General features: G+C 42.1%; 17 protein-coding genes and 1 tRNA gene. 4 read left to right on the forward strand and 14 right to left on the reverse strand.

Annotated features, from left to right (window positions below; all coding sequences use genetic code 11):
* Window positions 1–74 precede the first annotated feature (74 nt).
* A complete protein-coding gene (gene crp / locus B3J29_RS12415; RefSeq protein WP_005235028.1) occupies window positions 75–782 on the reverse strand; it encodes a cAMP-activated global transcriptional regulator CRP in 708 nt (235 codons plus the stop codon).
* 147 nt (window positions 783–929) lie between these two features.
* Between crp and B3J29_RS12420 the strand changes: the two genes are divergently transcribed.
* The gene (locus B3J29_RS12420; protein ID WP_004782528.1) at window positions 930–1,352 is read left to right on the forward strand and encodes an OsmC family protein; all 423 of its coding nucleotides are present in this window, start codon (window positions 930–932) and stop codon (window positions 1,350–1,352) included.
* A 43-nt stretch (window positions 1,353–1,395) separates the two neighbouring features.
* On the opposite strand, the gene B3J29_RS12425 is transcribed toward B3J29_RS12420, so the two are convergent.
* From B3J29_RS12425 to efp, 9 genes are all read right to left on the reverse strand, one after another.
* On the reverse strand, window positions 1,396–2,439 hold the full coding sequence (locus B3J29_RS12425; protein ID WP_286965706.1) for a metallophosphoesterase: 1,044 nt from the start codon (window positions 2,437–2,439) through the stop codon (window positions 1,396–1,398).
* A gap of 246 nt (window positions 2,440–2,685) precedes the next feature.
* A complete protein-coding gene (locus tag B3J29_RS12430) occupies window positions 2,686–4,923 on the reverse strand; it encodes an NADP-dependent isocitrate dehydrogenase (protein WP_034170011.1) in 2,238 nt (745 codons plus the stop codon).
* 1,781 nt (window positions 4,924–6,704) lie between these two features.
* Window positions 6,705–6,781 (reverse strand) — tRNA-Val (locus tag B3J29_RS12435).
* A gap of 47 nt (window positions 6,782–6,828) precedes the next feature.
* Window positions 6,829–8,826 carry a transglutaminaseTgpA domain-containing protein gene (locus B3J29_RS12440; RefSeq protein WP_034170022.1) on the reverse strand — a complete coding sequence of 666 codons (1,998 nt, stop codon included), beginning with the start codon at window positions 8,824–8,826 and terminating at the stop codon, window positions 6,829–6,831.
* Between the two features lie 11 nt (window positions 8,827–8,837).
* The gene (locus B3J29_RS12445; protein ID WP_034170023.1) at window positions 8,838–9,743 is read right to left on the reverse strand and encodes a DUF58 domain-containing protein; all 906 of its coding nucleotides are present in this window, start codon (window positions 9,741–9,743) and stop codon (window positions 8,838–8,840) included.
* Window positions 9,744–9,755: 12 nt separating this feature from the next.
* Entirely contained in the window at window positions 9,756–10,706 is a 951-nt protein-coding gene (locus tag B3J29_RS12450) for an AAA family ATPase (protein ID WP_175967295.1), read from the reverse strand.
* 381 nt (window positions 10,707–11,087) lie between these two features.
* A complete protein-coding gene (locus B3J29_RS12455) occupies window positions 11,088–11,390 on the reverse strand; it encodes a YbdD/YjiX family protein (RefSeq protein ID WP_104426300.1) in 303 nt (100 codons plus the stop codon).
* A 10-nt stretch (window positions 11,391–11,400) separates the two neighbouring features.
* Complete coding sequence (locus tag B3J29_RS12460; protein ID WP_005235012.1) at window positions 11,401–13,500, reverse strand: carbon starvation CstA family protein; 2,100 nt, start codon at window positions 13,498–13,500, stop codon at window positions 11,401–11,403.
* A gap of 170 nt (window positions 13,501–13,670) precedes the next feature.
* Window positions 13,671–14,240 (reverse strand): elongation factor P, encoded by a 570-nt coding sequence (gene efp / locus B3J29_RS12465; protein ID WP_004782608.1) that lies wholly within the window; start codon window positions 14,238–14,240, stop codon window positions 13,671–13,673.
* 378 nt (window positions 14,241–14,618) lie between these two features.
* Between efp and epmB the strand changes: the two genes are divergently transcribed.
* From epmB to B3J29_RS12480, 3 genes are read left to right on the forward strand one after another with little or no spacing between them, the layout of a single operon-like run.
* A complete protein-coding gene (epmB, locus tag B3J29_RS12470) occupies window positions 14,619–15,641 on the forward strand; it encodes an EF-P beta-lysylation protein EpmB (protein WP_261634912.1) in 1,023 nt (340 codons plus the stop codon).
* Between the two features lie 9 nt (window positions 15,642–15,650).
* Window positions 15,651–17,396 (forward strand): GTPase, encoded by a 1,746-nt coding sequence (locus B3J29_RS12475; RefSeq protein ID WP_261634913.1) that lies wholly within the window; start codon window positions 15,651–15,653, stop codon window positions 17,394–17,396.
* On the forward strand, window positions 17,378–19,543 hold the full coding sequence (locus tag B3J29_RS12480; RefSeq protein WP_034170025.1) for an EAL domain-containing protein: 2,166 nt from the start codon (window positions 17,378–17,380) through the stop codon (window positions 19,541–19,543). The genes B3J29_RS12475 and B3J29_RS12480 overlap by 19 nt, the downstream gene beginning before the upstream one ends.
* A gap of 98 nt (window positions 19,544–19,641) precedes the next feature.
* Here B3J29_RS12480 and rpmE read toward each other — a convergent pair whose 3' ends face one another.
* From rpmE to B3J29_RS12500, 4 genes are all read right to left on the reverse strand, one after another.
* Window positions 19,642–19,866, reverse strand: a complete 225-nt coding sequence (gene rpmE / locus B3J29_RS12485) for a 50S ribosomal protein L31 (RefSeq protein WP_004782616.1) — start codon at window positions 19,864–19,866, stop codon at window positions 19,642–19,644.
* A gap of 203 nt (window positions 19,867–20,069) precedes the next feature.
* Entirely contained in the window at window positions 20,070–21,047 is a 978-nt protein-coding gene (locus B3J29_RS12490) for a bile acid:sodium symporter family protein (RefSeq protein WP_034170026.1), read from the reverse strand.
* A 144-nt stretch (window positions 21,048–21,191) separates the two neighbouring features.
* The gene (gloA, locus tag B3J29_RS12495) at window positions 21,192–21,593 is read right to left on the reverse strand and encodes a lactoylglutathione lyase (protein WP_004782618.1); all 402 of its coding nucleotides are present in this window, start codon (window positions 21,591–21,593) and stop codon (window positions 21,192–21,194) included.
* Window position 21,594: 1 nt separating this feature from the next.
* Window positions 21,595–23,766 carry an AmpG family muropeptide MFS transporter gene (locus tag B3J29_RS12500; protein WP_414632217.1) on the reverse strand — a complete coding sequence of 724 codons (2,172 nt, stop codon included), beginning with the start codon at window positions 23,764–23,766 and terminating at the stop codon, window positions 21,595–21,597.
* Window positions 23,767–23,940: the final 174 nt, after the last annotated feature.

The following is a 23,940-nucleotide window of genomic DNA, read 5'->3' on the forward strand; positions in this document are numbered from 1 at the left end:
CTTATTTCAGGACGGGACATAAACAGGAATAAAAAAAGCAAACCCGAAGATTTGCTTTTTATCGTGCTTTTGGCTTATTCGTCTTCGAACTCGCCAGCACCCAGTGCTTCAGGTTCTTCCAGCGATGCATCAAAAATCAGAATCGCCTTACCATCGGTTTCAATCATGCCCTGTTCTTCTAGAGTTTTTAGAACACGACCGACCATTTCACGTGAACAGCCTACAATACGGCCGATTTCCTGACGGGTAATACGGATTTGACGACCATTTGGCAAGATCATCGCTTCTGGCTGAGATGACAGGTCAATCAGACAACGCGCAATACGACCAGATACATCAATAAATGCCAGGTCAGTCACTTTACGTGTGGTATTTTTCAGACGGCGAACCAGCTGGGCAAAAACTGCATAGCTAAGGTCTGGATATTGTTTGCTAATTTCATGAAAGTTTTCATAGGTAATTTCAGCAATTTCACAGACATCACGAGTACGCACTTCCGCAGTACGCTGTGGATTTGCTTCGAAAAGACCCATTTCCCCAAAGAAGTCTCCCGCATTTAAATAAGCTACCACAATCTCACGTTCATCATCTTCACGAAGAATGATAGACACAGACCCCTTCAGAATTAAATACAGAGATTTAGATTCTGACCCTGCATCCACGATCGTGGTACGTTTTGGATAGCGATTGATATATGCACGTTTTAATAACGCTTTCACTGATACAGGTAGTTGCCCCGGCGAAAGTGCGTCTGTGCTTAATTGTGAAAAGTTTGAAGTCATGCTTACAGTTCCGAATATGGATAATTTATAGATCGCACAAGACCTAATGTGAACTTGTCACACAGTGGGATTGAAATTCCTTATCAACCCAATTTATGTTAGTGTACAGTTACTTCGTAAATTTATAGCTTTTTTTAGGTAGTTGCAATGCAAACGAGTGTTCATTGGCTAGAGAATGTTGCTTTTGAAGCAAAAACTCAAAGTGGTCACAGTATCATCATGGATGGTTCACCTGAATATGGCGGTGAAAACCGTGGTCCTCGCCCAATGGAACTGATTTTAACCGGTCTGGGCGGTTGTGCTTCTTTTGACATTGTGACAATTTTAAAGAAAGCACGTCAGGAAATTACTGATGTTCGCTGTGAATTAAAAGCAGAACGCGCCGATACAATTCCTGCAGTATTTACCAAAATCCATCTACACTTTGTGGTCAGCGGTAAAGGCATCAAAGAGAAACAAGTCGCTAAAGCGGTAGAGCTTTCTGCTGAGAAATACTGCTCTGCCAGCAAAATGCTGTCTGATGGTGGTGTCGAAATCACCCACGATTTTGAAATTGTAGAAGTGGAATGATCCGCTAATTTCATTAAAAAAGCAGTCTTCGTGGCTGCTTTTTTTACGTCATTTTTTGAGTGAAATACTGCTGGTCATCTTCAAAAATCACCAGATTTTCAGGCAGTCTTAAAGCCCCAAGATGATGAGCATACTCAGCCTGTTGCTGTCGGTCACGATAACGCCTGCCTACTGAATAGTCCACACAGAATACATTCTGCTGCTGTCCAAACCATTGCAGGGCATCAATATGCTTAAACAGACCGGATTTTTCTTCGGTGGTTCTAAAGTTTCGCCAATAATGGCCAATCACGACAGGTATCGTATCTGTATAACACTCCCACCATGGCAAACGATCAATCATGCGCCAGCGTCCCCCTGCATAGACTGGACGTTGCGCAATTTTCTCTGCGCCTGAGCTTAAGGTACGAATCGGATTTTGCATCTGGTCGCGTAACTCTTTCTCAGCGATATATTTTAATAAGGGAATGCTAGCTGCTGGATCCTTGAATTGTCCTTGGTATTGCTGCTGTTCACTCTGGATATATTCATCAAAGCCTAACGTCTGCAACTCAAGCTCATTTTTCAGGACAAAATAATCATAAGCCTGTCTGATTGAATTAAAAGGAACAGATTTCAATTGTTGAATTGCCTGCGTATCCCAGCAAGCATGCACAATTCTTAAATGGGGTGCATCTAGAGCCAAAGGCAGGCTGTTTAGAAATTCTAGAATCCATGCACGATCCTGAATTGAAGCCTGAACTGAATCAAAAGTTTTGAGATCATCCTGATGCGGTGAACCAAAAAACCAGCCATTGCCTTCCCGTAGCGTATCGGTTAACAAGTTGATTTCATGATTACCTAGAATGCATTGCGCATTGCCATTTTCTATTAAGGTTTTAACCTGTCTGATGACAGCGATACTGTCTGGTCCACGATCACACAGATCCCCGACAAAAATCAGTTTACGCTGTTCAGAATGACGACCTTGCAGATCGTAGCCCAATACTTCTAACAATTGTTGTAGCGCGTCGATCTCACCATGAATATCGCCAATAATATCCACCGGACCATCAAAAGTCTGCTGTATGAATATCTGATTACTCATGGCTCTACCCTACCCAGGTCAATAAAACCTTTTTTAATATAGCGTTTATACTTTAAATCAATATAACAAGTTCAGAATTATTTTTTAATCATTTCGATTATTCAATCAAATGACAATATATCAGAAACTTAACTGGAATGTCTTTTCTTCATTTCTTATCTAAATGTATATCTAAAAACAATAAAAAACCGGCGCCTAAGCACCGGTTTTATTCACTTTACGAGCTTTAAAGCTAGTACAGCCTGATTAAGCGTTTAGTGACTCAATGATTTGGTTCAATGTAGCACTTGGACGCATTACAGCATTTACTTTCGCAGGATCAACCGCATAGTAACCACCGATATCTACAGATTGGCCTTGAACTGCATTCAATTCGCTTACGATCTTCTCTTCATTTTCAGCAAGAGATTGAGCGATCGGTGCAAATTTCGCTTTCAATTCTGCATCTTCGTCTTGCGCTACAAGTTCTTCAGCCCAGAATTTAGCTAGGTAGAAGTGGCTGCCACGGTTGTCTAGCTCGCCAGTACGACGTGAGGGAGACTTGTCATTGTCAAGCAATTTACCAGTCGCAGCATCCAGTGTTTTCGCAAGCAGTTTCGCACGTGCATTGTTTTCTTTAATGCCCATTTCTTCCAGAGAAACAGCCAATGCCAAGAACTCCCCTAGAGAATCCCAACGTAAGTGGTTTTCTTCTACCAACTGTTGTACGTGTTTAGGCGCAGAACCACCAGCACCAGTTTCGTACATACCGCCACCTGCCATTAAAGGCACGATAGACAGCATTTTCGCAGAAGTACCAAGCTCCATGATTGGGAACAAGTCAGTCAGGTAGTCACGCAGGATGTTACCAGTTACAGAAATAGTATCCAGACCGCGAGCAACACGTTCAAGTGTGTAACGCATCGCACGTACTTGAGACATGATTTGGATGTCTAAACCTTCTGTATCGTGGTCTTTCAGGTATGTTTGAACTTTTTTGATCAGTTCGTTTTCGTGTGGACGGTACGGGTCAAGCCAGAAGATAGCAGGCATGCCAGAGTTACGTGCACGAGTCACAGCCAGTTTCACCCAGTCGCGGATCGGTGCGTCTTTCACCTGGCACATACGCCAGATATCGCCTTCTTCCACGTTTTGAGACATCAACACTTCACCTGTTTCAAGGTCAGTGATGTTCGCAACACCAGCTTCTGGAATTTCGAAAGTCTTGTCGTGAGAACCGTATTCTTCAGCTTTTTGAGCCATCAGACCAACGTTAGGAACTGTACCCATAGTACGTGGGTCGAAGTTACCATTCCATTTACAGAAGTTGATCATTTCCTGGTAAATACGTGCGAAAGTAGATTCAGGCATGACTGCTTTACAGTCGTAAGGTTTACCATCAGCACCCCACATTTTACCGCCAGTACGGATCATTGCAGGCATAGAAGCATCTACAATCACGTCGTTTGGAGAATGGAAGTTAGTAATACCTTTTGCTGAATCAACCATCGCAAGTGCTGGACGGTGTTCTTGACATGCGTGAAGATCTTCAATGATTTCTTCACGTAAAGAAGTCGGTAAAGATTCGATTTTTTCGTAAAGACCAGCCATACCGTTATTTACGTTAATGCCTAGCTCGTCGAACAGTTTACCGTGTTTCTCAAATGCATCTTTGTAGTAAATACGCACACAGTGACCGAATACGATCGGGTGTGACACTTTCATCATGGTCGCTTTAACGTGTAAAGAGAACAGAATGCCAGCTTCTTTACAATCTTCTAATTCTTTTTCATAGAAGTCGCAAAGTGCTTTTTTGCTCATGAACATTGAGTCGATGATTTCGCCATCTTGAAGCGCAACTTTTGGCTTAAGAACGATAGTTTCACCAGACTTGGTAATCAGTTCCATTTTCACATTACGCGCACGGTCTAAAGTCATAGACTTTTCACCATGGTAGAAGTCGCCTTCTTGCATGTGTGAAACGTGAGTTTGTGACCAAGGTTTCCATTCACCCATAGAATGTGGGTGTTTTTTCGCGTAGTTTTTCACTGCTGTCGGCGCACGACGGTCAGAGTTACCTTCACGAAGTACCGGGTTCACTGCTGAACCTAAGCACTTGCTATAACGCGCTTTAATTGCTTTTTCTTCTTCAGTAGTCGGGTTTTCTGGATAGTCAGGCAGTGCATAGCCCTTAGACTGAAGTTCTTTAATACATGACGTCAACTGAGCAACAGATGCACTAATATTAGGGAGTTTAATGATATTAGTATCTGGATCTTGGGTAAGACGACCTAATTCTGCCAGGTTATCTGAAACTTTCTGCTCATCGCTTAGATAGTCTGCGAATTCTGCAAGTACGCGTGCGGCTACAGAGATGTCTGTCTTAACAATCTCAACGCCCGCCGGCTTAGTAAAGGTCTCAATGATCGGCAGTAGAGAGTAAGTCGCCAATAATGGCGCCTCGTCGGTCAGTGTGTAAATGATTGTTGACTTTCCACCAGCCATATATAGCCCCTTGCTTTGGATTGAGTTTCTGATCATCAGGCTTTTGGCCTAATTTCAGCGAACCGGTTACTTAAATAAACTTTGAAAGTAGTGGTGCTGGTTGCACCTCAGTCAAAGGAATATCAATACATATTCAACTTTGCCTAAAAAATTCGTATAGATCGTCAGTGTGATTCACCGACAGCAGTATTCTACGTGAAAATGAACCTTTTTTCGAATTGGCACATTGCCAAACCATGTGATTTTTGCATTAGAAGGTTAATTTGCGAATTTTGCTTAATTTTACCAAAAACTATAATTTAAGCATTACAATTCAATTACTTAAATTAAAAATCAAACAAATTCACCTATAAACTTAAAGTGTGCTTAATTCAGTTTTTTGCCATCAATTTTTATCTACATGTTGGGTATCATGAAAATAAATTATCAATGACCGTAATTTCCATAAGTATGGGTTAAAAAGCGAATTGAAACAGATCTGTGCTTTCCTATCGAAATTTATGATCTGCACCTGATAAATTGATAGTTGATCCTGAAGGCTTAAGACAACCTAAATAATAGTCACCTTTCTACTCTTTCTTCAGTTTAAATTATGTGCATTTTTTTAATTACCTTTACAAACACTGGAAATGTATCAACCGTAATTCAAATAAAAAATTGGTTTTATTGGTTTAATAGGCTTTAGATGATGCCAGTACGTTGGTTTAATTAATAAGAATCTTCTAATTAAATTTGGGTAGAATGCTGATTAACTTACAATAAGGACTTATTAGACCTCTTGCGAAAGTNNTGACTAACGCAAGAAGTCTATTTTATGCTGAATTATTTAGTTAGTTTTTCGACAGGGGCTAAGAGCAATTCAGGACAGATTCAGATTCTGATAGGCATATTAGCGCTAAGTCTGCAATTTTTGATTATAGACAAATAATTGAACAGATAAAAATTGCAAAAAAAATAGGAAGATCGTGCAGATGAACAAAGAAAATTTGAATTAAAAATACAATGCCTTAATATGTTACTCATAGCTTTGGATAAAACGTATTAAAAATAAATAACTTACAAAAAATATTAGAATTGTCGTAAGGGTCTATCAAATCACTCGATCAGAATAGCGAAGTAATAGAAGGTGATATTCGAAAGTTAATTACACCCACTAAAGAAAAAATTAACCATGCTGAAGAAGTTCAAAAAAATACTTTTGATATGTATAAGCGTATAAATAGAAAGAGCGCTTTCAATAGCCTAGATGAGCTAACTGCTATATATGATGTATTAGTTTCTATAATATATGATACAAATAATACTGACCTAATAATTCATCACTTTACAATAACTGAAGATTAACAATCTCGTATCACACACAAATCCTCAGCCTCACTACCCACATAGTTACCCTACCCCATTAACTGAATAAGGCTTTTCGTATGCTGCCTCTAACATGTTAGCAAAATCTTCGATCCCGGATGTAGTAAGTATTTACAAGCACCTTGATATACGCCCAGTGATCAGGGCCAGCACATCAATCGATAATTTCTAATTATTCACAAAGGGTTGAGTGCTTCATGTCGCGTGTCATAAAAATGAATATTTGGAAGCCCTGTCTTTTGCTTTTTCTTAGCTTAACTTAAATAGTTTCATGACGTAATTTAAGCCTTATAATCGGTAAAAAGCAGTAATTTTAAAGATAATGCGGATAAAGGTACTTTTTTACTATAGGCATAAAAAAAGGGTTTTAAGCTACTGTTTTCGCTTAAAACCCTTATAACATTAGTTTTGAATCTTGGTAGGTATATCCAGACTCGAACTGGAGACCTCTACGATGTCAACGTAGCGCTCTAACCAACTGAGCTATACACCTAGAATGCTTGGCATATTATAAATTTTTCGATCCTAAGACAAGCCTTTTCATTTAATTTTCAATATATACGTACAAGTTTTAAGCAAATCTTTGAATTGTTTCAGATCTTGGTCTGAGAATTCCCTACCAGAATAAATTGATTTTTCAAATAGTCTGATTGCTTCAAAAAATACAGACTGATCTTTATCCTGAACTTGCTGAGATAGCCTTAACATCCATTGGTGAAAAGTCTCTGCAGGTTGTCTTTTTAAATCTTTTTTTAAAGTCTGATTAAATTGCTGAATGGAGTAATCAAAGGGTGACTGTAATTGTCGAGCTTTAAGGTAGATTTTTAGAATATAAAGCAATATGAGTATGCCAATACCGGATATGAGAATGATCACACTGGAATAAACTGAACTTAGACCTAGCTTCGCTAACCAGCCTTGTTGAGATTCTGCATTATAGCCCACGACCTTACTTTGCCATTGGTAACTTGCATAATCACTCCAGACTCTTAGTTTGGTCAGCCATACATTACGCTGTGATGTCCAACCAGAATGACTTGCCCATACTCGCTCATCTTGCGAGATTAAGTTTTGCATCCCATCATCAATACGTTGCGGAGCTACCATTGCGGTAGGATCAAAACGCTGCCATCTTTGGTCAATCCAGACTTCTGTCCAGGCATGAGCATCCAACTGACGAACCTCCCAACTTTTCCCATCGGGTGCCAATTGTCCACCTTGATAACCTGTGACCACACGTGCCGGAATTCCCACATATCGCATAAGCATCACAAAACTGGAAGCATAGTGTTCACAAAAACCCTGCCGGGATTTAAACAGAAATTCATCAATCCGGTTTTTGCCGAGTACACCTGGTTTCAGGGTATATACAAAATGATTTTGCTGGTACCAGTTCAAGACTGTTCGGATATAACGTCGCGGATCCTCCCCACTTTGTAGATATAAACGCTGTGCCAACTGTTGTGCCTGAGTATCCAAATGGATTTGAGTCTGGGTATTCAGTCGCTGAACAAATTGCTCCGGTAAAATACTTTCAGTATTTTGACTACCTAGCCATTGCAGATGAATCGGTTCTACCCTTTGGGTCAAACGCCTTGGTACGATACTCCAATCCTGACGATTATAATAACGGCGTTCCAAAGGCATCGATTTTTCCAGCCCCATCACCCAGAACACAGAAGGATCAGCAGCCAGATATTGGTAATTCCACCCTGATGGGGATACTGGAACAACTTCTCCAGGCTGACGGATTAAAGGCTGCTGATTAATAAAGCTACTGGTCCAGCGTTGTCCATCATACTCATCTAGCACCAATGCCCGCCAATACAACTCTGAACGTGGCGGCAGTTTACTAACATTACCAATAATCCGGAAAGCCAAAGCATTAGATTGAGATAATTCAGCAATATCTCCCGGTGACATACTATCACCGATCCCGGTCACGCCTTTATTTTCTGGAATCGGGATATGCCAAAGCGGTGGCAAACGCGGAAAGAAGATGAATAACAAAATAAAAAACGGCAGAGCATAAAGCACAAAGCTGCCAACATATTTGGCATCTTGCTGCAAGGCTATACGTGGTGATTGCTGACTCTGCTGAAACTCACTGGTCTGAATCCGGTATAAACCAATTAGACAGCTCAACAAGCATAGAATAATCACAACAGCCATACCAAAAGACTGGCTATATAGAAATGAACTGGCCGCAACAAAAAGCGCAAAATTAAACAGGATAATCAGATCCCGCCGGTTTTTCGTTTCCAGTGATTTGGCAAATAAAAAAGTGGAAAGAACTGCAACACCTGCCTCCACTCCAATAAAACTTTGGTGGCTGAGATAAATACTACCTAATGCCAAACCAGTGAGTAGAAAAGTCCCTATTTTAGGAAATGGCTTTTGCCGTTTAAGAAAAATCCAGATACACAGTAGGCTAATGACAAAGATAATACTGAGCAGCACCGGGATGAAAGCTACTTGGGCAAGGATGATCAAGCCTAGGGTCAAGACGATCGAAATTCGGATTTTTCCATCAATCATAGATTCACCCGTTATGCCTGAGCCAATAATTGTTTAGCCTTACGTAACTGTTCTTCACCTGCTCCCTGCGGCAATTCTACCTGTGGTAAATGTAACGCATATGCACATTGCTGCTGCTCACATTGCTCAATCAGTCCCATCATCAAGCCCAGTTTCTCCTCATGCGACTGGCTAGGCATATGTTCATAATGAATCTCAATGCTATGTTCATCCTGATACTGTTCAAAGACTTTGACATATAAGCCTTGCCCACGTGCAAACTGTTTCCAGGAAACCGCCTGCAATGAGTCTCCAGATTGATAATTTCGTAATTCACGGAACTCATCCATATCCGGTTCAAAGCTATTTTGATAAATCTTGTTTTCCGAAGTGTTATTTTGGGCTTTGGGTGCCACCCAGGCAAACTGATGATGATAAAGGTAGGTCCATGCTCGAACCAGACCAAAAGGATAGACTGAATAGATCTGAATCACCGGATACTCAAATTTACCGCGACGTTCTGCATAAAATGGCAGCACCCAATGCTGCTTTTGTTCAGTCAGATAAACTTTCTCCAGCTGATTGCCGGCCTTAATATACAGATAACGCGGCCGGGCTGTGGCTTGCTGAAAATAAAAATGCAAATTGAGTGCATCACCCACCTGTCCGACGTCTTCAGCAACCATTTCAATATCCAGATCATGCAACTGTTTAAAGGTCAGATAGAAGCTGACACATAGCACTGCACTGATCAGAAAGCAGAAACCTAAGATCAGGTTATTGGCATAATTCACGCCAGCAATAAAGGTGATAAAAATCAGAACCAGATATAGATAACCCTGCTGATAAATAAAGACCAGTACATCCTTTTGGGAAAGCTGTTTTTGCTGTGAAAATTGAAAACGTTTCGCCAGCCAGTTTTGCCAGGTTTTATCCAAGAGCGGACTCCTTTAACTGACTGCAACCTGTTGCATCACATTTAATGTTTCTGCATCGCTCAGTCCCAGACGATGGGCGGCGACTGCCACAAAAACGGCTTGCACATCGTCTGGAGTTACAAAGCTACGTTGCTGAATGATGGCATTGGCCTGTGCTGCACGTTTAAGCGCCAGCAAACCTCGTGTTGATAAGCCTTGGCGTTTCTTGCGAGTTTCTTCCGCAAGATCCAGCATATATTCCTGGACCGTTTCACTGATAAAAATCTGCTGGGTCAACTGCTGTAATTCCAGCACTTCATTTTCAGTAAATACATGTGCCAAGCTAGCGATCAAAGCAAAACGAGATTCTTGCTGTAATAAAAGTTTTTCAGCATGACGGGATGGATAACCCAAAGACAGGCGCATTAAAAAACGGTCTAGCTGAGATTCAGGCAAGGCATAAGTGCCACTTTGAAATAACGGGTTTTGGGTTGCGATTACCCAAAATGGTTTAGGCAAGGCATAACGTATCCCATCCACAGTGGTATAGCCTTCTTCCATCGCTTCCAGCAAGGCACTCTGAGTTTTGGGACTGGAACGGTTAATTTCATCTGCCAGCAAAATCTGGGTAAAAATAGGTCCCTGTTTAAACTCGAACTGATGTTCTTTCTGGTTAAACATATTGATACCAATCACATCACTAGCCAGCATGTCATTGGTAAACTGGATCCGCTGAAATTTCAGTCCTGCGAGATGGGCTAGGCTGCTTGCCAATGTTGTCTTGCCCAAACCAGGTAAATCTTCAAACAAAACATGCCCGCCTGCAATCAGACAGCATAGTGCTAATCTGGTCTGTGCATGTTTATCCAGAACAATCGCATTAATTTCTTCGAAAAATTTTTGAATCTTGGGTGCATAATCAGCCAGCTTCTGTTCAAGCTCATCATTATCGTGCGCAATATCCAGCTTTTCTTTTTGTTTCATGCCCCAGATCACAATATTTTCCCTAATAAAACATGCTGTAGGATTAACATACACTGTTTTTTAAAATTCCCCAAAGATCAGTCATCTGCCGGCTTTATTTCTACGGAATAAATTGGGAATTTTACATGATTAGATTTGCTATAAGAACTAATTGAAGCTTTAAGATTAAAGTTTAGATAAGTTGCATTTTGATTGGCATATTTATTAGAAATAACCAGCTATTAAAAATCTTTGAGATCTGAACTTATACCTAAAAGATAGAGACTTTTAAAAATTTAAATTCCCAATGTCAAAATAGATCATGATTTTGTTTTATCTTGTTTGAATCCTAAAATTTTCCCATAAAAAAGCGCCCCGAAAGGCGCTCATTTTATTCATGCATTAGCATGGACACTTCTTCATCTCTCCACCGGCAGATGGATAACGAGAATCTACACAGTGACGATAAAATGTTTTAGGGTCCATCGCTTCCAGATCAGGATGGTGCTTTTTCATATGCGCCAAATAGGTCTGATAATCAGGCACACCCACCATCAGGCGGAAACTCTGCTGTAAACGCTGCCACAATGTCGCAATCCGTGACCAGTTTTTCGGGTTCAGGATCAGGTCTTTTTGTGACATCACGGTCATCTTGATGATTTTATAGATAACCGCTTTTCCACCTTTAGCAAACTTCAAGTTCATGCGCTGCTCCTTAATGTCCTTTTGCAGGCTGAATTTCTTCAGGATCGCCATATACTGCTTCTGCTTCATTTACTGTTGGTACCGGGCTCGCTAGGGCTCGACGGATTACGCCAATTGCAGCAAATAGCATTACAAACGCCACAATCATAAAGAAGCCACAAAGTGCTGCGTTGATCTGGTTCGACATTGCAACAGTCTGCATTTCAGCCAGGGTTTTCGCTGGTGCCAGAATTTCATTATTCGCAATTGCCGTATTGAAACGCTCTGCCTGTGCCAAGAAACCGATTTTCGGATTTTCATGGAAAATCTTCTGCCAGCCAGCCGTCATTGAAGTAATAAACAGGAATACGGTTGGAACAATGGTTACCCACACATATTTCTCTTTCTTCATCTTGAACAGGATGACTGTACCCAGAATCAATGCCATTGCAGCCAGAATCTGGTTACCAATACCGAACAGTGGCCATAAGCTGTTAATACCGCCTAATGGATCAACGACACCTTGATAAACGAAGAAGCCCCAACCCGCAACAGCAACGGCTGTACCCAGCATATTACCGAAGAAGTTATGAGATTGTTTTACCGCAGGAATCACGATACCAACTGTGTCCTGAACCATGAAGCGACAAGCACGAGTACCCGCATCTACTGCGGTCAGAATGAATAAAGCTTCAAACAGAATTGCAAAGTGATACCAGAAGGCCATCATTTCACGACTGTTAAAGATTTCGGTAATGATATGCGCCATACCAATCGCGAAAGTTGGTGCACCACCCGTACGTGACAGAATCGAATTTTCACCTACTTCCTGTGCCAGCAATGTCAGTGCTTCAGGTGTTACCACAAAACCAAGATTACGTACTGCTTCAGCCGCAGTATCTACGGTTGTACCTAGTAGTGCTGCTGGTGAGTTAATCGCGAAGTACACACCTGGATCAAGAATCGCGGCACAGATCAAAGCCATGATCGCTACAAAGGATTCCATCAGCATACCGCCATAGCCGATTATCCGGATATCGCGTTCGTTGTTGACCAGTTTCGGTGTTGTTCCTGAAGAAACCAGTGCGTGGAAACCGGAAATCGCACCGCAGGCAATGGTAATAAACAGGAATGGGAACATTGAACCCGCGAATACTGGGCCTGTACCATCGACAAATTTGGTAATCGCTGGCAACTTCATTTCCGGCATCGCGAACAGAATGCCAATCGCCAGACCGGCAATCACACCAATTTTCAGGAAGGTAGATAAATAGTCACGCGGTGCAAGTAATAACCAGACGGGCAATACCGATGCAATAAAACCATAAATGATCAAAGCCCAAGTCAGTTCAGTACCAGTTAAAGTGAACAACTGTCCCCAGTAGGGATGCTGTGCAACGTTTTCACCATAGATAATGCCAAGCATCATCAATACGAAACCAATGATCGAAACTTCTGCAATTTTACCCGGACGGATAAATCGCATGTAGATACCCATGAAGATGGCGATCGGAATCGTAGCGGCAATACTGAATACGCCCCATGGACTGTTGGTCAGTGCTTTAACAACGACTAGCGCCAATACTGCTAGGATGATGATCATCACACCCAGCGCACCGAGCATCACGATAATACCGGCAAAGGTACCCAGTTCCTGTTTCGCCATTTCACCCAGTGAACGGCCGTCACGACGAGTAGAAATAAACAATACCAGGAAGTCCTGTACCGCACCTGCCAGTACCACACCGACCAGTAGCCAGATCGTGCCCGGCAAGTAACCCATCTGTGCTGCAAGGATTGGACCGACTAAAGGACCCGCACCGGCAATCGCGGCAAAATGGTGACCGAATAACACACTTTTATTGGTCGGCACATAATCCAGACCATCACCCAGACGATGGGCAGGCGTTAAACGGCGTGCGTTCAGTTCAAAAACTTTATTGGCAATAAATAAACTGTAGAAACGGTAAGCGATGCTATACACACAGGCTGCGGCCAGTACCAGCCAGACTGCATTCACATGCTCACCACGACTGAGTGCAAGTATCCCGAAGGAGACTGCCCCGACTATGGCTACCAGGAGCCAGATGATTTTCGAAGTCATGGTTGACTTCTGTTGTAAAGTTTCCATTCAATCCCTCATTTTGTGAAGCATATAAATCAGCGTGATTTTTTTATTCGAGGTACTGCTGTTTTCCCTTGCGACTTTACGCTTGTTCCTTTCGAATTCCTCTAAGACTTTGGCATAAAAAAAGGGACGATTTTAGTCATCCCCTTTGATAATAGTCTATTTTCCGACCATTATGCACGTTCTAAATAGTCACCAGTACGGGTGTCTACGCGAACGCTTTCTTCTTGCTGAACGAATAATGGAACACGTACTACTGCACCTGTTTCAAGTTTCGCTGGTTTACCGCCACCGCCAGAAGTATCGCCACGAACACCCGGATCAGTTTCAACAATTTTTAATACTACAAAGTTTGGTGGGCTTACTGTTAAAGGTACGCCATTCCACAACATAATAGTACATTTTTCATTTGAATCGTCTTTTAACCATTTTGCAGCATCGCCCATTGCTGTTTTATCAGCAGCGATCTGTTCGAAAGTTACAGGATCCATGAAGTTCCACATTTCGCCATCGTTGTACAAGTATTCCATTTCTACTTCTACGATGTCTGCAGCTTCTAGAGAATCACCAGATTTAAAAGTTTTTTCCAAAACTTTACCACTGCGAAGGTTACGTAATTTAACGCGGTTGAACGCCTGGCCTTTACCTGGTTTAACGTATTCGTTTTCCATGATTGAACATGGGTTACCATCAAGCATAACCTTCAGGCCAGACTTGAAATCGTTCGTAGAATAATAGGCCATGATTGGCTCACTCCAAACTTACTAACTTTAAGCTATTGATGCTATGGGCTGTTGCAATGTCATTTAGCAAGTCTGACACGAACATGAGTTGCCACATGCACATTCATTTAATGTTGCGTATTCTAAATGAGCAATACACCAAGTCGCAACGAAAAAATCGGTTTTAACTTGCTGACACTGCTTAACTTAGCATCAGCTATTCCAATACTGGTGCACAACCAGTCTTCCAAGCATATAAAAGTCTCTATGCTTTTGCATACCATAGCAAACTGATCGTGTTTAGAGAAATTTTAGCCAGCTTTCACATTCCCATCTCTAGACAAACTGCTAAACTGCTCACTTCTGGCTATCGTCTTCATCTTTTTTTGATCTTCCGGCATGACACAGTATTTATATCAAGAAGCAAATTGGCAATCGCAACTGAGCGACCTGATCACCGATCCACAGGAACTACTACAGATTTTACAGCTTTCCCCAGATCAGCTGTTATCTGGTGCTCTTCTGGCCTCTCAAGCCTTTAAATTACGTGTACCACGAGCTTTTGCTTCCAGAATGCAGCTAGGCAATCCTTTAGATCCACTTTTATTACAAGTGTTACCGCATCATCTGGAACTGGAAGATCATCCGGGATTTGTCACCGACCCCCTAGGTGAAGAACAAGCCAATCAGCAGCCTGGTGTTCTACATAAATATAAGTCACGTTTTTTACTGACCTTAACCGGTGCCTGTGCAGTTCACTGTCGTTACTGTTTCCGACGCCATTTCCCCTATCAGGAAAACCTGCCTAAAAATGAGGACTGGATTAATATCAAACAATATCTGGAAAGCCAGCCAGATATTAATGAAGTAATTCTGAGTGGCGGTGATCCACTGACCTTATCTAACCGAAAATTAAAAACCTGGATTGAACGACTAGAATCGGTACCACATCTCAAATTTTTAAGAATACATTCACGAGTTCCTATTGTGATCCCAAACCGGATCGACGAAGAGCTACTAAGCATGTTAAAAAACAGTAGGCTACGTATTATTCTAGTGGTACACTCGAACCATGCATCAGAGCTGGATGACCTGACCTGTAAGCAGCTTAATCAGCTGGTTCAGCATCAGATCACGGTACTCAATCAGGCAGTTTTATTAAAAGGGGTTAATGATTCTGCTCAAGTTTTGATTGATTTAAGCTATCGCTTGTTTGATGCTGGAGTGATGCCCTATTATTTACATGTACTTGATAAAGTAAAAGGTGCGCATCATTTTGATTTACCTGCTGAGCACATCAATGAGATTTATACAGAAGTTTTAGCGAACCTACCGGGGTATCTGGTTCCTAAACTAGTTCGAGAAATAGCGGGTGAGAAGAATAAGACACCGCTTTTTGGGGTTTCAACATTTTTGAGTTAAATAATAAAGATGAGTAAGCATACTGCAGACATTTTTCAGACAACGGCTGAACTCACCATAGAACAGCTAAGTTTTTGTCCCACAAATGCCAAAGCATTGCAGGAATGGGTCGCAGGAATTTCAATCCTGCAATTGGGGAATTCATCCAAATCTCTGTTCAGTGCTTTACTGGAAATTTCCGAACTGAAATGTGCGGAAACCTTGCGTTTTGACCTGATTCAGGTATTGCACCCTACCCTTGAAAATGTTTTGGCCAGTCTTGAGAAACATTTCGTCAATCAGGGTTTGATCACGACGGATCGCAATGACCAGATTATTGAGCTGGCCATGCTGTTACGCAGCTATTTTGCCAAGATCTATATAGATATTGCCAAACGCTGTAATCATCAGCTGAATCATCAAAAGTTTTCACTATTTTCCTTGGGCAAAAAGAAAAGTCTGCAAAGTGCCCGGATGGTTTCCATTTACTATGGTCTGCAACAGTTAAGCCTGCTGCTCTATCAACAGCATATGCTGTATAGCACACCTGGCGCTGGCCAGTGGTTGGCAGCACATCAGTTGCTGGAATGTGCGATGGACAATAATTTCTATCAGACCAACATTAATCAGGTTCTTGGCACCCAGCACGAAATCCAGAATATTGCCCAAGCCTATGCACGACTGATCTTACTAGATATTTTTAATACTCATCAGATTCGTCCTGCTGAAATTCAGGGCTTATATTTATGTAGTGCAGACTGGGCGAAACTGGTTCAGATTCTACCGAAAGAAACCACGCTATCACGTTATGTGGTTGATGCCAGCAAAGATCATCCACCTTTATTAAATTCTCATCAGGGTCAGCATTTCCAGCCGAGCTTCTATATTTCGACACAAAACCTGATGGAACACCTGACCGGCACTCAAAGCAAAAATGCCCAATATCTGTCACGTAATGAAAAGCTGTTCCTGACGCCTGCCCTGCATTTTCATATCTATAACCTGCTTTCGAATAATGTCGAACGCCGTCATGAGCGTTATGAATATTCTGCACAGATCAATATCTGCTTTGGCTTAACGGTGGCGCATTTTTATCTGTCTAAGGGTAAAAACTTTAATGAAACGCTGGAACTGGAAGGTAATTATGGTTTCCAGAGCGAAAGCAGTTTTATCAGCTCAATGCATAATACCGTTCCAAGCGGATTCAGCAGTATCAAGGCGCTCGATCGCGAAGCCAAACAGATTCATACCGCTGAAGTTCTCGATATCAGTGTTAATGGTTACCGGATTAAATGGTCAGGTATCACACCTGCCAATCTGAAAACTGGCGAATTTATTCTGGTTCAGGAAAAATCTCAAAGCCAGTGGCGTGGTGGTGTCATTCGCTGGATCAAACAGTCTGCTGATAAAAGTCTGGAAATTGGTCTGGAAATTCTCGCACAGGAACTGTTCCCTTGCGCAGTCTATGCCCGTACCGACAAACACAGTGTCAATTATCAGCCAGCCATTCTGGTACAGATGACCCAGCTTGATCAGGTCTCAACCAGTATTATTGTCTCTGGCTCACAAATGTTTAGGGAAAAACAGACCATTCATTTACGACTTGGCCAAAAAGAACTCAGAATCTACCTGACCAAGGCGCAGCTCATTACACAAAGTTTTATCCGTTTTGACTATGAATTATTAAATGATCAAGAAGAAGATATCATCGAAAACTTTATACATAAGCAATTGAATGAAACTAGAAATCACGATTTATGGGAAGCATTGAAGTGAGAAATCCATTATTGTCTAAAAAGTTAAAACGTACTGAAACACGTTTACTGATCATTGATGATAATCAAATTAGATATAACCAAATCCGTGATCTCTTAACCAGCAATGAATATCAGGTCGATGCCGTTCTGCTTGATGATCTGCAATCTTTTGAAAAACAGTTAAACTTTAACTGGGACCTGATTATTTTTGGTCGTGCGTATGATCTGAAATATGAACAGGCCTTAAGTCTGGTTCAACTTTCGCAGCAACCTGACCTTCCTATTCTTTTGTTAAAACCAGAAGATTATCAGGCTGAACAATATGCCCAGTATATCCGTAAAGGTATTTTTGACATTCTGAATCTGGATTACCCAGGCCGCTTCTTCCTTAATCTGGTACGTGCCCTTTCCTTTAGCCGTACGATGCAAGCACAGCGCCATTTAATTGAAGAACTGGAAACTGCACAAAGCCAGGCACAATCATTGGTAGAAGACAGTAACCGTGCGGTCGCAACCATTCAGGAAGGCATCCATATTCAGGCTAATGCCGATTATCTCAAACTGTTTGGCCTTAAAAGCGAGGATGATATTATCGGTCTGCCGCTTTTAGACCTGTTACAGCCGCAAGATTTGAATGATTTTAAAACCCGCTTTAAAAAGATTTCTCAGGGCCAGTTTGATTTAGGCCGTTTTGATATTACTTCGTCGAATCCAAATGTGGCTGCTGCCAATCCATTAAAACTGGAATTTCTGGCATCTAGTGCTGAAGAAGATGCACTACAAATTACGATTGATACAGCGACTACTCAGGCAAGTGCCTCTTCTGAAAAAGTTGCAAACAAGCCAAATACCTTACAGTCACTTAAGCGTGAACTCAATCGTGAACCGGCCAAAGCCAATGCATTGATCACTTTCTCCTTTGCTGCGTATGAGCCGCAAGTCCTGAATGGTGACTGGGCGACCTACATAGGTTACTTCCATGAAATTAAGAAATTCCTGAAAGAGCAGGTTCGTATTCCGCTCTTCAAACTGGAACATGATGTTCTGGTGGGGATCATTCAGGCAGATGCGCAAGACATTCTGGAATCCAAACTGGTTGGACTAGGTTCATTGACCAAACCACAGCTCATTACAGTGAATCAGCAAACTTATCCGCTCAATCTGCGCATCGGTTATACCCTGCTTGACGGTGAACTGCGTGATGAAAGCCATTGTAATGAATTAATCGGTCGGGCTTTCTCTACTCCTTTACCACAAGCACAAAAAACTTCTGAGTTTGTTCTGGATATTCCTGCAACGACTCAGGAATCGATTTCAATGCCAAGCATTGACTTCACGGTTTCAGAACCCGTTATTCCAGCGCCTGAGTCCATACCGGTCAGTCCAGCAGTCAGTGCTGTACCACTGACTACATCGCCAGTATTAAAAGCACTGCGTGAATGTCTGGAACGTGGTGAAATTCATCTGAAATATCAACAGCTGTATGATAAAGAAGATACCAACCTCTATATGTATGAGGTGACTAGTGGCTTTATCTTTGAAAATAAATGGCAGGACATTTCTTCCTTGATAGAACTCAATGAAGATGATGAATTATCTATTAAACTCGATCGCTGGATTCTGGTTGAATCAAGCAAGCAATTGCACAACTTCATTACCCAGTATCCGGATGCCCGTTTAATCGTGAACCTGAACCGTGCGGTACTATTTAAAGACCGTACTTTTCCTGAGTTTATTTCCAAACTAATTACCATTATTCGCAGTAAAGTCGAACATCCTTTAACTTTACAGTTCTCAGAAGAAGATATCCTGATGAACCAGCAGGATGCGCAGAAATATCTACGTACTTTACGTGAACATGGCGCGCGAATTGCGATTCGTAACTTTGGTCACTCAATGTATAGTGAAACCCTACTACGTGAGTTTGATATCAATGGTCTGAGCCTGGATAGCAAACTGACCAAGATGCTGAACAATGATGCTGAAATTGAACAGTTACAGGAAAAAATCACCACGTACAATGAAATCAAACCAGTGAATATCATGATCCGTGAACTGAATGACATGACCTTATTTGCGAATGCCTGGAACGTCGATGCACGCTTTATTCAGGGTGATTATTTCCAGAAAAAACTGGATCATCTGATTGATGTACAAGACCACTAAGGTCTTGTACTCGCCTTTCAATCTAGAAACGTGAAATGATTTTCTAAATTGCAGGCACAAAAAAAACGGGCATAAAGCCCGTTTTTTCATTTTGGGTATTAACGTTTAACAGAACGTGACATACCAGCAAAACGTTGTTTGAACTTGTCGATACGGCCGCCAGTGTCAACGTTCTTTTGCTTACCAGTGTAGAATGGGTGGCAAGCTGAGCATACGTCTAGGTAAAGAGTTTCTTTACCAACAGCTGAACGAGTTTCGATTACGTTACCACATGAACAAGTAGCAACTAGTTTTTCGTATTTTGGGTGAATATCGGCGCGCATCGTCGATTACTCCATTAAGATGAAAGAAGGTTTTGCTGTCATCGCAATTGATCACTCTCAAATATTGAGGAAGGGCCAGAATCAGGATTCAGGCAGATCAACACCACAACAGACCATTCTTTTGGCCCACCGAGACGGATACCGTCAGAGCTAAGCACAACAAGTTGGGCGGTATTATACGGCAAACAAATCCAATAAGCGAATTATTCTTCTGTATGTACGGCCTGTTTGGCCCAGAGATTCGCAATCACACCACAGGCCATGAGCTGGATTTGATGGAAAATCATAATTGGTAAAACAATTATGCCAAGTGGCTGACCAATAAACAGAATCTGTGCCATCGGTACACCACTGGCAAGCGTTTTTTTGGAACCACAGAAGAACACCGTTTTCTGGTCAGCACGATTAAAGCCCAACCAGCGTGGAATAAATAGCGACAACAGCATCACAATGGTCAATAAAACCGAACATGCCAGCAGCAGCAAGAGCAAAGTACTTAAGCTGACTTCACGCCAAAGCCCAGCCACCACCGCACTGCTAAATGCCCCATAAACCACCATCAGAATTGAGCCCTGATCGAATACTTTAACGATCTTGGGCATCTTCTGCATTTTTGGGAAAATCCATGGACGTAGTAACTGACCTAAAATAAAAGGCACTAATAACAGCAGCGTAATCTGTAGAATCGATGCTGTCGGATCAAAGCCATGCTGAGATTTCCCAAGGATAAAGAATGCGACCAGCATCGGTGTAATGAACATCCCGATAATATTGGAAAATGAAGCACTACAGATTGCACCGGCAATATTCCCTTGAGCCACTGAGGTAAAGGCGATGGAAGACTGTACGGTTGATGGCAAGAAGCACATAAACAGGAATCCCCAATATAATTCTTGCCCCAGCATTGGCAATAGGATTGGCTTTGCCAGCAAGCCTAAAATTGGAAAGAGTGCAAAGGTCAAGGCAAAGACCAAAGTGTGTAATTTCCAGTGCATCAAGCCTTCAATTACAGCTTCACGCGAAAGCTTGGCACCATGCAGGAAAAACAGGATGGCAATGGCTGCTGTCGTGATCCAGCTAAAGAGTTCAGCTGCCTGCCCTGACACTGGCAATACACTGGCCAGTAACACCATAACAAAGAGCAAGATCGTAAAGCGGTCCAATGCCAGCAGTTTAAGCATCTGATTTCCTTCCCTCAAAATTTTATTATTCGATAAAAAATACCCGGCTATCTTAACAGATGCCGGGTCCATGTTATGCATTCAGATTGATGGAATATTTTCATCCATACATGAATACATTTCACATATCTCGCTCTATAACACTTAGTTATTACGTGCGTTATTGTCTTGCTGGATCAATTCGATTTTATAACCGTCTGGATCTTCCACAAATGCAATCACAGTGACACCGCCTTTCATTGGGCCAGCTTCACGAACAACATTGCCACCACGTGCCTTGATTTCTTCACAGGCTTTATAAGCATCATCTACCGCAATCGCAATATGACCGTAGCCATTGCCCAGGTCATAGCTTTCTGTATCCCAGTTATGGGTCAGTTCAAGCACAGTGTGATTTTCTTCATCGCCATAACCTACAAAAGCCAAGGTAAAACGACCTTCTTCATAATCTCGCTTACGAAGTAAAGTCATACCAAGAACCTCAGTATAGAACTTGAGTGATTGTTCCAGATTGCCTACACGTAACATGGTATGCAGCATGCGCATATTAATCATCCTTATTTACAGATTGTTGTTGGTGTTCACCGAGTAATTTTGCCACCCAAACCACCAGAATCAGGATTGGAATCCCGATTAAAGTGGTCATCAGGAAGAAATTCGGATAACCCATATTGGTCACTATAGTACCTGAATATCCACCTAAAATCTTAGGGGTTAAAGTCATGAGTGAGCTAAAAATAGCATACTGAACAGCGGTAAAGGACACACTGGTCAGACTGGACAGGAAAGCAATAAAGGCTGCACCTGCGAGACCTGCAGCCAGATTATCGACAATAATTGCAAAATACAGCCACCATGAACTATAAGGTTTAATCACTTTACCCTGAATTTCGACATTCTCACCAGTTCCAATTATAATTGGCTGAACATCGATATCCATCGGATTGGCTTGGGTCTGCGACAAGTCCACAGCATATGAATGCTGCTGGGCAACTATCGGATGCTCTTGCTGCATTAAGCTTGCATTGATTTGCTTCACAGGTGCAGCAATCAGTTTTTCGGCAGGAATAGCAGCACTAAAGACACGTCCTTCATCCAGCTTGGCTTCGAATTTATCGCCATTCAGCTCCAATACAATTTTTTGCTCTGCAGTTAAATCCGGCCCTAGATACTGACCGCGAACCACGATGCTATTTTCCTGTTCATTGGCACTGATCAGGTTATCTGTGGTAACAGGCAGAAGCTGTAATTGTGCTGCTTTCGAATCATTCTGTTGCAGATAAGGCAGGTTGACTTGTACTGCATCTGCCGGATGATTCAGATAATGTGCACGAACCTGAATCTGTTCGGCCTCTTTAAAAGCAGTATTGGGTACATTCAGTTTCCAGTAACCGACTTCATCTGTATCTGCCCGAAAGGTTTGCTGACCTACCTGAACTTCGACCTGCCCCAGCTTTTCACCAGACTTCACTAAGCCAATAAAAATCAGATTGGTTGAACAGGCCAGAATCGCGCCTACAAACATCAGTTTCATGATGTTCATTTTCTGGGCCAGCAAGCCACCTAAAAAACCGCCAAGCAAGGAGAAAATTACCCCATACACTTTCACAGCTTCAGCAATCTGCTCCTTGCTAAAATTTAGATCCTGATAAAACACATTGGAAATCACACCGGCAATAATATCGGAGACCCGATAGAAACCGATCAACAATAACAACACCAAAGCCAGCTTTAAGCCATAGCGATCAAAGAAATCTGCTACGGGATTGACCCAGGTTTCGAATGCCATCTGCTTATTCACAGCACCCACTTTGACCAGAATCGTACCCACACCGAAAGCAACAGCACCTGAACCGATAAAGCGTAAAGCCTCAAAACAGAATAAGGCAAAAGTATCCTGAATCGCCCACTGTTCAGTGATACTCGATACCAAGTCACCGGAATAGACATAACTCAGCACAAAGCTTATAACAGCCACAAAAAACACGCCAACCAGACGGAAATAATCACTGCGCTGGTAATCTTTACGTATCCGATCCACCTGAGGCTCACGAATGACCAGTGTAGTAATAATCCCAACCAGCATAACCACTGCCATCGCCAGATAAGTCCATTTCCAGGCATCATAGATATAATTGCCTTTGGCCGTGCCTAAATATGCCGCCAGAAACAGAGCTCCAGCGCCAGCCACAATCATCCCGATCCGGTAACCCGCATTATAGGTCGATGCCAGTACGGTCTGCATCTGAGTTTCGGCCAGCTCAATACGATAGGCATCAATGACAATATCCTGCGTTGCAGCCGAGAATCCCAGCAGGACTGCACCTAGTGCCATCTGCTGTAAATGTGCCTGCCCCAATGCTGGATCTGAAAAAGCCATAATTGAAATCGCAGTTACAATCAGGATCTGAGCAATCAATAGCCAGGCGCGCCGGCGACCCAAAGCTTTGGTCAGAAATGGGACAGGTAATTCATCAATCAATGGCGCCCAGACAAACTTAAATGAATAGCCTAGTGCAGCCCAGCTAAAAAAAGTCACCGCACTTTTACTGATTCCGGCTTCACCGAGCCATAAAGACAAACTGGAAAAGATCAAAAGAATCGGGACACCGGCTGAAAATCCGAGAAACAGCATGATCAGGGCACGTCGATCCAGAAATGCTGTAAATGCGGATTTCCAACCCGTCGTTTGTGTTATCATTGCTTTGTTATTTTCCACGAAAACCAATTGCTGCTATTCAATCCTTTAATAACGTATCTTTCAACAAAATTTATATATTTCTCGCATACCCGATTTTTTATTTTGTGGCAAAACTGACATGTTGGCTTGAATTTTTCAAGTAAATCTGTATACCTTAAACCTTATCCACGTCATATTTCGTTTTGGACTTTC

Source organism: Acinetobacter sp. UBA5984, from assembly GCF_002429925.1.
GTDB lineage: Bacteria > Pseudomonadota > Gammaproteobacteria > Pseudomonadales > Moraxellaceae > Acinetobacter > Acinetobacter variabilis.

Bases quoted from the DNA above. Each gene is read 5' to 3' on its own strand.
- B3J29_RS12475 (WP_261634913.1), top strand. From the start codon at position 15,651: ATGAGTAAGCATACTGCAGACATTTTTCAGACAACGGCTGAACTCACC.
- epmB (WP_261634912.1), top strand. From the start codon at position 14,619: ATGACACAGTATTTATATCAAGAAGCAAATTGGCAATCGCAACTGAGC.
- efp (WP_004782608.1), bottom strand. From the start codon at position 14,240: ATGGCCTATTATTCTACGAACGATTTCAAGTCTGGCCTGAAGGTTATG.
- B3J29_RS12425 (WP_286965706.1), bottom strand. From the start codon at position 2,439: ATGAGTAATCAGATATTCATACAGCAGACTTTTGATGGTCCGGTGGAT.
- rpmE (WP_004782616.1), bottom strand. From the start codon at position 19,866: ATGCGCGCCGATATTCACCCAAAATACGAAAAACTAGTTGCTACTTGT.
- B3J29_RS12430 (WP_034170011.1), bottom strand. From the start codon at position 4,923: ATGGCTGGTGGAAAGTCAACAATCATTTACACACTGACCGACGAGGCG.
- gloA (WP_004782618.1), bottom strand. From the start codon at position 21,593: ATGCGCATGCTGCATACCATGTTACGTGTAGGCAATCTGGAACAATCA.
- B3J29_RS12450 (WP_175967295.1), bottom strand. From the start codon at position 10,706: ATGAAACAAAAAGAAAAGCTGGATATTGCGCACGATAATGATGAGCTT.
- crp (WP_005235028.1), bottom strand. From the start codon at position 782: ATGACTTCAAACTTTTCACAATTAAGCACAGACGCACTTTCGCCGGGG.
- B3J29_RS12455 (WP_104426300.1), bottom strand. From the start codon at position 11,390: ATGAACTTGAAGTTTGCTAAAGGTGGAAAAGCGGTTATCTATAAAATC.
- B3J29_RS12480 (WP_034170025.1), top strand. From the start codon at position 17,378: ATGGGAAGCATTGAAGTGAGAAATCCATTATTGTCTAAAAAGTTAAAA.
- B3J29_RS12460 (WP_005235012.1), bottom strand. From the start codon at position 13,500: ATGGAAACTTTACAACAGAAGTCAACCATGACTTCGAAAATCATCTGG.
- B3J29_RS12440 (WP_034170022.1), bottom strand. From the start codon at position 8,826: ATGATTGATGGAAAAATCCGAATTTCGATCGTCTTGACCCTAGGCTTG.
- B3J29_RS12420 (WP_004782528.1), top strand. From the start codon at position 930: ATGCAAACGAGTGTTCATTGGCTAGAGAATGTTGCTTTTGAAGCAAAA.
- B3J29_RS12490 (WP_034170026.1), bottom strand. From the start codon at position 21,047: ATGCTTAAACTGCTGGCATTGGACCGCTTTACGATCTTGCTCTTTGTT.